Genomic DNA, 12,938 nt, shown 5'->3' on the forward strand with positions numbered 1-12,938 from the left:
CTGCAAATATGCAAAATAGCATCGTTATATTATTTATATCATAAACTCTTATCGCATCTATTCATCCATAGCTTTTGATGCTTCAATTTCATTTTCAGTAACTTTTGGTTTTAATAAACCATACATAATTGCTGAAACAAGTGTACCAACAATCAATGCAATTAATGTTTGTAAAATATGACTAAAGTCTGTTGCCGCAATTACGATAATACCACCATGTGGTGCATTGATACTTGAACCAAGTGCTAATGCAATTGCACCACCTACACCTGAACCAACCATCATTGATGGAATCACACGTAATGGGTCAGCTGCTGCAAATGGAATGGCACCTTCAGTGATAAATGATAAGCCCATTACATAGTTTGGCACGATAGAACCGCGTTGTTCTTTAGTGAATTTACGTTTAAAGAATACCATCGCTGTAGCAATTGCTAATGGTGGAATCATACCACCAACCATTGCTGCTGTAATTGGTGCTGCATTACCTTCTGTTAATGCGGCTGTCGCGAATACATAGGCTGCTTTGTTAAATGGTCCACCCATATCGATGGCCATCATAGCACCAATAACTAATCCAAGTAATACAATGTTAGAACCTGATAAGTTATTTAAACCGTTAAGCAATAAGTTATTTAACCACGCTGCTGGCGGGTTGAATGCATATATCATTAATAATCCTGTGATTGTTACACTTAATAATGGATAAATTAACGTTGGTTTTAAACCTTCAACTGCTTGTGGTAAACCACGCGTAATATATTTAATACCTTGAGTTAAGTAACCTGCTAAGAAACCTGCAATGATACCGCCAATGAACCCAGAGCCACCAGAAATAGCTAACATACCACCTACTAAACCGGCTGCAAATCCTGGTTTATCAGCAATACTACGTGCAATGAAACCAGATAAAATTGGAATAATTAAAGCAAAGGCACTTTTATTACCAATATTCCATAATTGTTCAGCAAAGGCGTTATGTTCAGCACTTTTTGGATCAAATGAGTTCGCACCGAATAAGAATACGATTGCCATTAAGATACCACCAGCAATAACAAGCGGTAACATATTAGATACACCATTCATTAAGTGTTTGTAGAATGCTTTACCAAAGCTTTGTTTTTCATTACTTTCACTATCTTTTGATTTTGAACTTCCACCGCGTGCAACAAATGGTTTACGGCTTGTATCTAACGCTGTATTAATGAGTTCCTCTGGTCGTTTAATACCATCAGCTACGGGTACTTCTACAACATTTTTACCATCGAAACGATCTGTTTCAACATGCACGTCTGCTGCAACAATAATACCTGTTGCGCGGTCTATATCTTGTTGTGTGATATGGTTTTTAATACCGCCTGAGCCATTTGTTTCAACTTTCATTTTAATGCCCATTTTATCGGCTTGCTTTTTCAATGCATCACGAGCCATGTACGTATGCGCAATACCTGTAGGACATGCCGTTACTGCTAATACGTAAGGTTCATTTGAATCTGCCTCATTACCGCTACCTGCTACAGCTCCTGATGAAGCCGCTTGTTCTTGCGCTTCTTGTTCTTCTTCTTTTGTAGCCTCGTCATCCGCATTATCGATAATTTGTAAGACTTCTTCGTGCGAATTAGCGTGCAATAAACTTTCTCTCACTTTATCATCCATTAAAATGCCTGATAATTTTGCAAGGGCATCTAAATGTGTTTGCGCACCACCTTCTGGTGCAGCAATCATAAAGAATAAATGTGCTGGTTGACCATCTAAACTTTGATAATCAACGCCCGCTTTAGATTTACCAAACGCAATAGCTGGAGATTTAACCGCTGCCACTTTAGCATGTGGAATGGCGATACCTTCACCTATACCAGTAGTACTTTGAGATTCACGATTGTGAATGGCCTCCTTAAATTGTGCAATATCACTTAATTTCCCAGCTTTATCTAATTGATTTACTAATTCTTCGATAACGCCATTTTTATCATTTGCTGCCAAGTCCATTGCTATGGTTTCTTTAGTTAGTAATTCTGTTATTCTCATTCATTTCACTCCCCATCAAGTAACGTCACTGTAACTTGTGATTTTATTTTTTCAATACCTTCTTTTGTTGCCAAGTCCTCTGTAAATGCTGTAGCTGTTCCTGAAGCGACTGCTTGTCTAAATGATTCCTCAAGTGTCAATCCTGATTCAAGACCAGCGACCATTCCTGCAACAGTACTATCGCCTGAACCCACTGTATTAATCACCGTACCTTTAGGGTTCTGAGCTTTAATACTACGTTCGTTATCAATATAAATCGCACCATCTCCGCCTAAAGATATAATGACTGATTGTGCGCCTTCTTTTAAGATTTCACGACCATATTTAACAACATCTTGGTCACTTTCTACAGTCATATCAAACATTTTTTCTAATTCATCTTTATTAGGCTTAATAAATAATGGTTTGTATTTTAATACTGTATTCACTAAATCTTTTTCAGCATCGACCACTAATTTTGCTCCCGTTTGCTGCGTGATTTCAGCAATCTGCGCATAAGCATCACTCGGAATACTCTTTGGCACACTGCCAGCAACAATCACGGTATCTTCGTTCGTTGTCTGTTTAATTTGATTTAATAATGCTTGAAATTGATCATCTGTGATTGATGGCCCAGGTGCATTAATTTCTGTTTCATCTCCAGACTTCAATTTGACATTAATACGCGTATCTTCATCTACTTTAATAAAGTCCGTTTTAATATGGCTTTTTTCGAGTGTTTGTGCAATAAACGCTCCAGGAAAACCACCAGCAAATCCTAATGCAGTAGATGAAACACCTAAAGTTTTTAATACACGTGAAACATTAATGCCTTTCCCACCTGCAAATTTATAAGTAGATGTCGCTCTGTTTAATCCTTTTAATTCAAAGCCATCAGTAAACATAATGTAATCTATCGATGGATTGAACGTAACTGTATAAATCATGATTAACCTCCAATGAATGCATATTTCTCTTTATATTTACTAAAATTTAAATGTGCTACTGTTTGTTTAGCTATGATCATTTCAACATGGTTATCACTAATTGGAACGTGCGCAAAATAAACAGCACCTATTTTTGAATGATCAAGTAAAACATATGATTGATTTGCTTGTTCCATAGCCTTTTCTTTAATTAATGCCTCTTTTTCATCTGGGGTTGTTAGACCATGTTTTAAATCTAAACCATTCATTCCAAGAAATGCTTTATCAAAGCAATAACGACTTAATGTATCAAGTGCACTGGCACCTACAGTTGCAAGTGTTGTTTCTTTAACTTGTCCACCTATCATTAATGTTTTAATGCCTTGTTTAAGCAACTTTTCAACATGGGTTAATCCATTTGTAACCACTACGATATTTCGCGCTTTTATAAATGGAATCATTTCAATTGTTGATGAACCAGCATCCATAAAAATGCAGTCATTGTCTTGAATGTGTTTGGCTGCAATTTGACCAATGACTCTTTTTTCTTTTAGATTTCGAGACATTTTATCCGACAGAATCGGCTCATTGTTTCTATTACTATTTAATGTTGCTCCTCCATGAACTCTTTGAAGTCGACCTTGTTGTTGCAATTTCGATAAATCTCTTCTAACAGTTGAAGCGCTGCAACCTGTTCGCTCTATTAATTCTTGGAGTGTAAGAAAATCTTTTTTTCTTAATTCCTGAAGTATTAAGTCATGTCTTTTTTCAGAAATCATATAACCACCCCGCTTCACCTCACATTATAATGTGTACGCTTACAATTTTCAATCAAAAATCGTCAAAAACAATCAAAAACATTCACTTCAATTTAAAAATTAACAGATATTACACAATTTGTCATCCCATTGGTAATATCTGCCACTATATTGCTATTTTTGAACGATGTCTTCTAATTGAGCATTTGTCATTGACACTAAATCTTCTAGTTGCAATACAATTTGAACACCTCGTTGCCCACCACTCACTATAATTTTGTCTCGTAACGATGCAGATTGATCAATCGTCGTTGGGAATAAATGTTTCATACCTATCGGAGAACACCCACCACGTATATAACCAGTCACTTGTTTTAAATGATCTAATGGCATAAGTTGTAATTTCTTTTCATTAACAACATGTGCCGCTACTTTCATATCTAATGAGCCACTTACTGGAACTACAAACACAAAATGCTCGTGCGCAGCGTTTTCTAATACAAGCGTTTTAAAAACATCTTGGACATTTTCACCGACGAGTTCTGCAACGCGTTCACCATCCATATGACCTTCTTCAACTTCAAATGTTTTAACTTCATAATCTATTTTGGCTCTGTCTAACATACGCATTGCATTTGTTTTCTTGTGTTTCATTCACATTCACCTCTATTCGTCTTTACCTATTATATTACTACCTTGCTATAAAAAATAAAAATAGCGCTCTTCTCTACTATTAGAAAAGGCGCTATCATTGTGCGTTATTTGATGATGTTTCTATTTTACCCGTTTTATTTACTGCAATATTACTATTTGGCGATGAATGATGTGTATTCAATTGATACGTAATATCTTGGTTGGTTTCACCGCTACGCTCTAAATTAACAACTTTGCCGTATTGGTGATTTGTATAATTTTGAGCAATGATTCTACATTCTTCTGAAGAATATTCATGTTTGTTGCGCTTGTCGTTATCTCGCGTAGTTGAATCTAATTTATTATAATGCGCTTCTATTTTACGTTCATTGACGTCTTTTTCTGATGCTTTAGCAGTGTGGCTTGTCGTTATATTTAACATTTTCTCTGCTGCAGAAACATTATTCATCTTTGAAAATGTAGAAATCGTTTGATGTACTTTTGCTAAGGCATTTTGATTCGTAGCTATGAATAATAAAAACGCTAAACAAATTGATAGAATAACAGCTACCATACCTAAAAGTATATTTTTTAAATTCATCTCCTTACCCACATTTCTCTCTAAATTTTTATTTATCTTAACATATAAATTGAGTAAAAATAATTATGTAGACTGCAATTTAAAATAACTGTAATCTTTGTAATACTTCTATTAATAAACGACGCTATATTGTTACAATTTAACAACCTAAATGTAAAAATAAGCAATGACATCATCATTTAATCATTTAAAAACGAATAATGTCATTGCTTATTAGATTTAATATTCATATTATCATTTTTTACGACTATTAATTATTTCGCAGCACGTTTTCGACGTCTTGTTGCTTGCAGTGCTTTTTCAACAAAAATAATCACTATACCAAACAACATGACTACAATAGCCATATACAATGGGAACTCTACGTTAACATCAAACAAGGCACCTGCCACTAACGGCCCAACAAAGTTCCCCATACTTGTAAATGTGGAGTTTAAACCACCAGCAAAACCTTGACGATTGCCTGCAATATTTGAGTAATAATTGGTAAGTGCAGGACGGATTAAATCGAAACCAATGAAAACAATGAAACTAATAAACATGATTGTCCAGTAGCTATGTGACACTATCAACAAGCCAAGCACAATCGCTGAATATAGTAATGACCAAATAATAAAGGTTAATTCAGTCATATATTTCATAAATTTATCAAAGAAGAAGACTTGGAATAGTGCTCCGGCCACACCGCCTCCAACAATTGCGATGGATATATCTCTTGGCGTATAGTTAGCTTTTTCAGCTGTATATAAAGAGAATAAAGTTTCAAATGCTGATAGTCCAAAAGCTAATACCAACGTCAAAATAATTGGTGTAATAAATACTTTCCAGTTAATTTTAGTAAATACTTCCGGCTCAATTGTTGTGAAACCATCTGTTGTTTCTTTGCGCGGATTATGAATTAATAATAAAGACATGATAAAGGCTACTACACCCAATGCACCCGCAAAGTAAAATGGCGCACGATGTGAGAATTCTGCTAAAAATCCTCCAATTCCTGGACCTAAAATAAAGCCTGAATTAATAATGGCTGACATATAACCGAAATTCTTTGCTTTGTCTTTTGCTGGTGAGATATCTGCAATCATACCTGTTACACCAGGCATAACCATTCCAGCACTAAAACCACCTAATATACGAGAAGCAATGAGCACAGGAAAATGATGACCAATCGCAAATAGAAATTCAGATATAGCAAATAAAACTAAACCAATGCAGATAATTAATTTTTTACCAAGTTTGTCGGCCATCGTACCGCCAAATGGTGAAATAATCATTTGAGACAAGGCAAACACTGCTACCAATATACCTAAGTCACTACCTTTTAGGCCTAAATCCTTTAAGTATACAGGAAGTACAGGTATAACCAGCCCGATACCTACAAAGATTAAGAAAATATTGAAGTACAATGTAAATAATTGTTTTTTCATGATGACACCTCATTTCATAAATAATTGGTAAATTCAATCGTCTCATTTAAATTTAATCTTGCTGTTGATTCAATCTAAACGAGCAATGTACAATGACATAGTTGAAAATTACATAATATTAGGACATTGTATACTATTTAACTTCTATATTACAATAGTAAAATTTAAATTCTAAGCAATTAAACTTACTGGCTAGTATAATAGATGTAACTAATCAAATTGAGGTGACAATGATGAAATATAAAAAAGATGGTCAAACGTTTCTTTTAGTACTAGATAAAGGCGAAGATATTGTAGAAGCTGTTACACAATTTGCTGTGGAACAAGAAATGAAATTTGGATCAGTCAGTGGTATCGGTGCCTGTGATAATGTAACACTCAATTTTTATAATTTAGATAGTCAAAAATACGAAGCACGTGAAATTAAAGAACCTTTAGAATTAACAAGTTTACTTGGCAATATTTCTCACATAGATGATAAACCATTTGCCCATTTACACGGTACCTTTGGCACACGTGATTTCCAAACGTTAAGTGGTCATCTAACTCAAGCTGTGGTGTCAGCTACTGCAGAAATCGTAATCCAGATGACAAACTTAGATATTAATCGCACACATGATGAAGAAACCGGATTAAACTTATTAAGACCTTAATACAACGATAATAACCCATAGATAGCCTATTTAGTTACGCATCTATGGGTTATTTATATCTTCCTTCATTTTTTACAATGATTCATGCTACCTATTTAGATAAGATAAATGCTTTATTATTTGATTACCATTTAAGTAACCTTTATTATTAATCATTGACTAACAAAAATGAACATTTAGTTTTAAAGAAAGTAGTGTATAACATGACTTCGCGTTATATTGCCAGACTCTATTTTATAATCCTTTTCACATTCTCATTATTTGAAACACGTGTTTTTAACTTTATGAGCTTAAATCTATTTTTAGCATATATTCCATTTGAATTATGCTTACTATTACGCTTATTCAAACCAAGAAAAAATTATGAGTGGCCACTCTTTATCGTATTTGGTTTGATTTTTATATTACTAGTACCTAATACATTTTATATGCTGACAGATTTAATTCATTTAAATCAATTCACATTTGATTTTTATGTTCGATTAAATATTATGGAATGGCTATATTTCACCTACATATTACTAGGTGTTTTTTTAGCAATGTATTGTATGATTCTTATTTTTATAAATATTATGCATTTTACTACAAAAGTATGGCTTAATCGGACTTTAATTATTGTTCTTATGTTTTTAAATGGTTTAGGAATCTATATGGGACGCTTTTTACGATTCCATACTGTTCATTTAATTACTGAACCATTCACAATCATTCATCAAGTGATCACGTCTTTAAATACACAGACCATTACCTTTATTTTACTAATGGTTCTATTACAAACCGTTATCATTATCTTTGTGAAAGGAGTGAGGGTTGCTAAATGATTGGGCATATGTTTATTCTTTTTCTCATTATTATATTGTTACAACTCATTATCGGTCATTTCTTTCATAAAAATGGTTTCAGCATGACACATAGCATTCTCCTCATGCTATTACCATTAGGGATTGGTTTGTATCTTATTCAAATCTTTTATTATGAACGTCACTATCCTAATTGGGAAGTGCCAATTGATATCAAATTAAGATTAAAATACATGTATATCATCACTTTCTTAGAATATGTGGCGGTTTATATTTGCTTATTCGCTTTAAAATAAACTCAAAACCGAGAACATTAAGACTAAGGAAATATAAAAATAGGCTTATTTTTCAAATGCTACGACAATCTAGAAATGAAATATAAATCATGTTGTAAAGGGCCCCTAATATAGAATATTTCGAAGGAAAATTCTATATTAGGGGCCCTTCGGCAAAGATGACTAGATTTGAAAGAAGCTTGATTTAAGCATCATTTCAAATTAGTCAGCCACTGCCAAAATAATAAAGTGGGCTGAAATAATTTGTTTTATCCCAGGTCCACTTCAATTATTTTAAAATTGCTTAAATACTGACATCACATGTGCTCTCGCTTCTTTATGATCCACTAAAGGCTTGGGATAGTCTTGTCCCAATTTAATTTCTTCTTGTTCCAATGCTTCTTCATGTTTGAAAGGTTCGTGTAAATATTTAGCAGTAACATCATTTAACTGTGGTATATATGTCTTAATATATAATGCGTCCTTATCAAATCGTTCACTTTGGCGACTTGGATTAAACATTCTGAAATATGGCGCAGCATCTGTTCCAGTTGATGCAGACCACTGCCATCCATGTACATTGGACGCAGAGTCGAAATCAATTAATCGTCTTCTGAAATAATCTTCCCCCCACGTCCAATCTATAAATAAATCTTTCGTTAGGAACTGAGAAACGACCATTCTCATTCTATTATGCATAAATCCAGTTTGATTTAACTCAGACATAGCTGCATCAACAATTGGAAACCCTGTTTGTCCTTCACACCAACGTTTAAAATTATTTTTATTATATGACCATTGAATATCGCGATACTTCTCATTGAACGCCTCATGCGCAGTATGTGGATAAAGGGTCATTAATACATAATAAAATTCTCTAAACATAAGCTCTCTGATAAATTGTTCAATATTATGTTCATCCTCTTCATAAGCCTCTAACAATTGTGTAACAATTTGCTTAATATCTATTAAGCCATAAGCTAACACAATGCTGAGTTGGCTTGTTAAGACTTCAGGTAAATATTCACGATTGGTTTCATAATTTTGTATGTCTTGCTCAATGTAGTTATTCCAATTTTTTATAGCCTGTGATTCTGAAAGACCCTTATTTGAATAATCTTGTTTTAGTGTTTGCTGCGATTTGACACATAAGTGTGACAAATCACCTAATTCGTAATGATATGATTCATGTTGTCTTAGTTTAGAGCGATGTGCCTTGTAAAAACTCGTAAAGACTTTGTAAGGTTCACCTTGTTTATTCATCGTTGTGCTTGGTTTGAAATAGTGATTTGCACGAACGGTAGTAACCGTAATATTGTATTTGTTGAAAGCCTTTTTCAAATGACGAATGTCATAACTTTCATGATGATAGCTCATAATATCTCCAGCAATGACAACTTCGTCGATGCCCTTATCAGAACAAAAATCTCCTAATTCACGATAGTCTAATAAAAACGGTTCGATATCATACTGATGAAGTGCTTCAAGAAATGATTGCAAGACACCATAATAGTAATTTGCTTTCATTTCTGTACCATCTTCATCAAATATTTCCTGTGGAATAATAAGATAACATTTCTCAATATCTTCTTTATTTTGATTTATATATTCAAATAATGGATTATTATGAATTCTAAAAACGCGATTAAGTATTACACCAATAGTCATTATTTCACTCCTGTTATTAAAGGTTCATTAACTTTACCCTTTTTCTAACAATTTAAAATCCGCTTCATAGAATGATAATTTCAAAGAGCGTGTCACACTTAAACAAGTCCTAACCATTTCCAATAAGTCAAACTAAAAATTAGTACCAAGATATACGCAATAATCGTTAGCGGTACCCCAGTCTTCAAGAAGTCTTTGACTGTAAATGTCCCTGTTCCATAGGCAAGCATATTTTGTGGTGCACTCACAGGTAATAAGAACCCAAAGCTAATTACAAATTGTTGAATTAACACAAACCCAATCGATTGATCACCTAAATGTAATGTTGCTGTTAATGATATAAAGACCGGAATAAGTGCAGATGATAGACTGGTTGCACTCGCAAACCCAAGATGAATTAAGATATTGAATAACGTTATTAGTGCAATCGTAGCGATTAATGGCATATGTTGTAATCCCATAAGCCCAAATGTTTTATCACTCAGCCATTGTGCAGCACCTGTTTTTAATAAAACATTACCTAATGAAATTCCTACACCGAAGACAATAATGGTTCCCCAAGGTATTGTTTTCTCTACACCTTTCCATGTAATCACACCAATCTTAGGCGTCAACATAATACCTAAAGCAATTAAAGTAATGGACGCAGAGTCTATGGGATGTAAGACCTTCTCAGTAGACCAGAAAAAGAGTAATAATACAGAAATAATAATAAGTCGCCACTCTCTATAAGAAACAGGTCCTAATTGATCTAATTCTGCTTTTATTAATGCTTTACCCCCTTCGATTTCTTTATGTTCAGGTGGCATTACTTTCATCATGACAAAGAATAATGCAATGGACATAAGTATAGACCATGGCGCCGCATATAAGAACCATTCGCCCCATGATACGTCATGTCCTAAGTTCTGGTTAATAAAATTTGTCGCTACGATATTTTGTGCAGCTGCAGTTTTTATGCCTATATTCCAAATGGAAACAGCTTGAACTGCAGTAATAATTAAAAGGGAGGCCAGTTTACTTTCTTTTGAAACTTTGAATGCAGCAATCATCCCTAATAAGATTGGTACAACGGCACCTGCTCTAGCAGTAGCTGAAGGAACAAAGAAAGCGAGTAATATTGAAACCAAAATAGCACCAATCACAATGTTTCGTGTTTTATTGCCAACAATAGATAACACGAGTAAAGCTAAACGTTTGTGTAATTGTGTTTCTTGCATAGCTGCAGCTAAAAATAATGCTGCCGCAACTAATGCAACCGCAGATGTTGAGAAGCCACTAAAGGCATGCGTCAATGCATTCCCAGTACCTAGCCAATCTGCGCCAGACAAGATTTTATCTCCTTCTTTTGGATTGCCTAACTTCTCTGACAACTGTTGAACTGGACTAAATCCACAAATCAAAATAATTAAACCTAGAATCATCGTTGCTGATACTGGATATGTTACAGCTTCTGTCACCCACATAATGACCGCAAACGCTAAGATTGCTAGTGCGCCTTTAGCCATAATCGGTAAACCTTCTGGTGTTGGTAATACTAAGATGCTGAATAAAACAGCAAAACTGATTATAATCCAAATTGGCTTATAACCACTTTTACGTTTCTTTTCTTTGTCATGCTTTAAAAGATTATCATTGTCCTGTATTGATTGTGCTTTCTTCATCATTACCCCTCCCTCAATTCGTCAATGTCAGTATATCAAGAAAGCGCTTTATCAAAGACGATTATGTGATAAAATACACAAAATAGTCACTTTTCAGACAATTAGAAACAAAAAAACTTTGCGATAAACATTTAATTGCTTATCACAAAGTTCATATCATTTAACATGTATTTATCTAACCAAAAATTTCACGATTTAGTCCAAAAACATATAATAATGTAAAGAATGTAGCTGCGCTTAGAATGGTTAAGATTAAGGATAAAATCAGCGTCCGTTTAAAACGATTAATGAATGCGATAAATAAAATCCCTAAATTATAAGCGAAAAAGAGTCCAAATAAAACCATTGTCACTTTAATATTGGTATAAAATATATTAAACAGCAGTACGATAATAGCAAAAATTGTATATGGAATCGTAATCCATCTAAATTCAAAGCGAATTTGCTTCGCACGTTTATCTTCGTTATTCATGGTCAAACCCTCCTATTTTTAATTATAAATGATTAAAAAGCAAACGCCTATGTCATAACTGTGACAATAACCTATTTAAGTAAATTGAATCATATCAAGTTGATTACGTAATCGATTCGTATCTAATGCCTCCCCGATGATGACAATTGTCAACGGCACCTCTTTGTCGATAATGCCATAATCAGGTAATCCCATAGCATATTGAAATTCATAAGTGACCTCTGGCAAATCTCTAAACGTCACAAAGCCTTTTAGTCGAAGCACACTATCTGGTAGACGCATAATAAATTGATAAAACAATTGGCGATCTATAGCAGTTGTAAATGTATATTGCATTGATTGTATACCATGATGATGGGCATGCTTATGTTGTTTTTCATGGTGCTGAATCGCATTAACATGAATTTGATCATATTGAAATTGACTGTAAGTGGTAACAATAACAGGCGCATTCGGATTGATTTGTTTTAGATTTTCTTTAATGTTATGGATGGCTTCTTCATCTACTAAATCAACTTTATTCAATATTATTGTGTCACTATAACTTAATTGTTCTTCTAATAATTGAGCAGTTGACGGACTATATACATCTTTCTTTATAAATCTTTGTGCATCTACAATACCAATGATTGTAGGTTTATGAACGTTATTTACAAGCATCGGATCTTGGCAAGCCGTATAAATCTCAAGCGGATGTGCTAAACCTGTGGCTTCGATTATGATATGACTGGTTTCTTGAAGTTCAATTAACTGCTTCATCTGATTTACTAAGTCACTATTTAAATCACAACACACACAGCCATTAATTAATGAACGAATGGATACGTCATCTCCAAGTAATAAACTATCAACGTCGAAACTGCCAAATTCATTCATAATAATTGTTATTTTCTCATCTTTTTTTAATAATTGCTCTATATAATGTTTTAGAAATGTAGTTTTACCACTTCCTAAAAAGCCATTTACAATTGTAATTGATATTTTTTCATTTTTATTATTTATCATTTTAAAATCTCTTTTCTTTTTAAAATTAATTCGAATATGATAATATATG

The 12,938-nt window shown here is 33.7% G+C and carries 13 protein-coding genes; 3 read left to right on the forward strand and 10 right to left on the reverse strand.

Features of this window, described 5'->3' with window-relative positions:
- Positions 1–57 precede the first annotated feature (57 nt).
- From KA858_RS00075 to norA, 6 genes are all read right to left on the reverse strand, one after another.
- Positions 58–2,028 (reverse strand): PTS fructose transporter subunit IIABC, encoded by a 1,971-nt coding sequence (locus tag KA858_RS00075; RefSeq protein ID WP_210134704.1) that lies wholly within the window; start codon positions 2,026–2,028, stop codon positions 58–60.
- A 5-nt stretch (positions 2,029–2,033) separates the two neighbouring features.
- Complete coding sequence (gene pfkB / locus KA858_RS00080; RefSeq protein ID WP_210134705.1) at positions 2,034–2,954, reverse strand: 1-phosphofructokinase; 921 nt, start codon at positions 2,952–2,954, stop codon at positions 2,034–2,036.
- A 2-nt stretch (positions 2,955–2,956) separates the two neighbouring features.
- Positions 2,957–3,712 carry a DeoR/GlpR family DNA-binding transcription regulator gene (locus KA858_RS00085; protein ID WP_070854459.1) on the reverse strand — a complete coding sequence of 252 codons (756 nt, stop codon included), beginning with the start codon at positions 3,710–3,712 and terminating at the stop codon, positions 2,957–2,959.
- 153 nt (positions 3,713–3,865) lie between these two features.
- The gene (gene ybaK / locus KA858_RS00090) at positions 3,866–4,345 is read right to left on the reverse strand and encodes a Cys-tRNA(Pro) deacylase (protein WP_053029977.1); all 480 of its coding nucleotides are present in this window, start codon (positions 4,343–4,345) and stop codon (positions 3,866–3,868) included.
- Between the two features lie 94 nt (positions 4,346–4,439).
- Positions 4,440–4,925: a hypothetical protein gene (locus tag KA858_RS00095; RefSeq protein WP_193839649.1), complete on the reverse strand. Its 486-nt coding sequence runs from the start codon at positions 4,923–4,925 to the stop codon at positions 4,440–4,442.
- Between the two features lie 254 nt (positions 4,926–5,179).
- Complete coding sequence (gene norA, locus KA858_RS00100; protein WP_193839650.1) at positions 5,180–6,352, reverse strand: multidrug efflux MFS transporter NorA; 1,173 nt, start codon at positions 6,350–6,352, stop codon at positions 5,180–5,182.
- 233 nt (positions 6,353–6,585) lie between these two features.
- Between norA and KA858_RS00105 the strand changes: the two genes are divergently transcribed.
- From KA858_RS00105 to KA858_RS00115, 3 genes are all read left to right on the forward strand, one after another.
- The gene (locus KA858_RS00105) at positions 6,586–7,005 is read left to right on the forward strand and encodes a PPC domain-containing DNA-binding protein (protein ID WP_070854464.1); all 420 of its coding nucleotides are present in this window, start codon (positions 6,586–6,588) and stop codon (positions 7,003–7,005) included.
- A gap of 203 nt (positions 7,006–7,208) precedes the next feature.
- The gene (locus KA858_RS00110; protein ID WP_053029981.1) at positions 7,209–7,826 is read left to right on the forward strand and encodes a DUF1361 domain-containing protein; all 618 of its coding nucleotides are present in this window, start codon (positions 7,209–7,211) and stop codon (positions 7,824–7,826) included.
- A complete protein-coding gene (locus tag KA858_RS00115; protein WP_210134706.1) occupies positions 7,823–8,101 on the forward strand; it encodes a hypothetical protein in 279 nt (92 codons plus the stop codon). The genes KA858_RS00110 and KA858_RS00115 overlap by 4 nt, the downstream gene beginning before the upstream one ends.
- Positions 8,102–8,374: 273 nt before the next feature.
- On the opposite strand, the gene KA858_RS00120 is transcribed toward KA858_RS00115, so the two are convergent.
- From KA858_RS00120 to KA858_RS00135, 4 genes are all read right to left on the reverse strand, one after another.
- Positions 8,375–9,748: a cryptochrome/photolyase family protein gene (locus KA858_RS00120; RefSeq protein WP_193839652.1), complete on the reverse strand. Its 1,374-nt coding sequence runs from the start codon at positions 9,746–9,748 to the stop codon at positions 8,375–8,377.
- Positions 9,749–9,846: 98 nt separating this feature from the next.
- Positions 9,847–11,412, reverse strand: a complete 1,566-nt coding sequence (locus tag KA858_RS00125; RefSeq protein WP_245341997.1) for an SLC13 family permease — start codon at positions 11,410–11,412, stop codon at positions 9,847–9,849.
- Positions 11,413–11,587: 175 nt separating this feature from the next.
- The gene (locus tag KA858_RS00130) at positions 11,588–11,884 is read right to left on the reverse strand and encodes a hypothetical protein (RefSeq protein WP_053029985.1); all 297 of its coding nucleotides are present in this window, start codon (positions 11,882–11,884) and stop codon (positions 11,588–11,590) included.
- A gap of 75 nt (positions 11,885–11,959) precedes the next feature.
- Complete coding sequence (locus KA858_RS00135; protein ID WP_075108271.1) at positions 11,960–12,889, reverse strand: CobW family GTP-binding protein; 930 nt, start codon at positions 12,887–12,889, stop codon at positions 11,960–11,962.
- Positions 12,890–12,938: the final 49 nt, after the last annotated feature.

This window comes from Staphylococcus sp. GDX8P80P (genome assembly GCF_017893095.1).
In the GTDB taxonomy this organism is placed as follows: Bacteria; Bacillota; Bacilli; order Staphylococcales; family Staphylococcaceae; genus Staphylococcus; species Staphylococcus borealis.

Bases quoted from the DNA above. Each gene is read 5' to 3' on its own strand.
- ybaK (WP_053029977.1), bottom strand. From the start codon at position 4,345: ATGAAACACAAGAAAACAAATGCAATGCGTATGTTAGACAGAGCCAAA.
- pfkB (WP_210134705.1), bottom strand. From the start codon at position 2,954: ATGATTTATACAGTTACGTTCAATCCATCGATAGATTACATTATGTTT.
- KA858_RS00130 (WP_053029985.1), bottom strand. From the start codon at position 11,884: ATGAATAACGAAGATAAACGTGCGAAGCAAATTCGCTTTGAATTTAGA.
- norA (WP_193839650.1), bottom strand. From the start codon at position 6,352: ATGAAAAAACAATTATTTACATTGTACTTCAATATTTTCTTAATCTTT.
- KA858_RS00085 (WP_070854459.1), bottom strand. From the start codon at position 3,712: ATGATTTCTGAAAAAAGACATGACTTAATACTTCAGGAATTAAGAAAA.
- KA858_RS00075 (WP_210134704.1), bottom strand. From the start codon at position 2,028: ATGAGAATAACAGAATTACTAACTAAAGAAACCATAGCAATGGACTTG.
- KA858_RS00125 (WP_245341997.1), bottom strand. From the start codon at position 11,412: ATGAAGAAAGCACAATCAATACAGGACAATGATAATCTTTTAAAGCAT.
- KA858_RS00120 (WP_193839652.1), bottom strand. From the start codon at position 9,748: ATGACTATTGGTGTAATACTTAATCGCGTTTTTAGAATTCATAATAAT.
- KA858_RS00115 (WP_210134706.1), top strand. From the start codon at position 7,823: ATGATTGGGCATATGTTTATTCTTTTTCTCATTATTATATTGTTACAA.
- KA858_RS00135 (WP_075108271.1), bottom strand. From the start codon at position 12,889: ATGATAAATAATAAAAATGAAAAAATATCAATTACAATTGTAAATGGC.
- KA858_RS00105 (WP_070854464.1), top strand. From the start codon at position 6,586: ATGAAATATAAAAAAGATGGTCAAACGTTTCTTTTAGTACTAGATAAA.
- KA858_RS00095 (WP_193839649.1), bottom strand. From the start codon at position 4,925: ATGAATTTAAAAAATATACTTTTAGGTATGGTAGCTGTTATTCTATCA.
- KA858_RS00110 (WP_053029981.1), top strand. From the start codon at position 7,209: ATGACTTCGCGTTATATTGCCAGACTCTATTTTATAATCCTTTTCACA.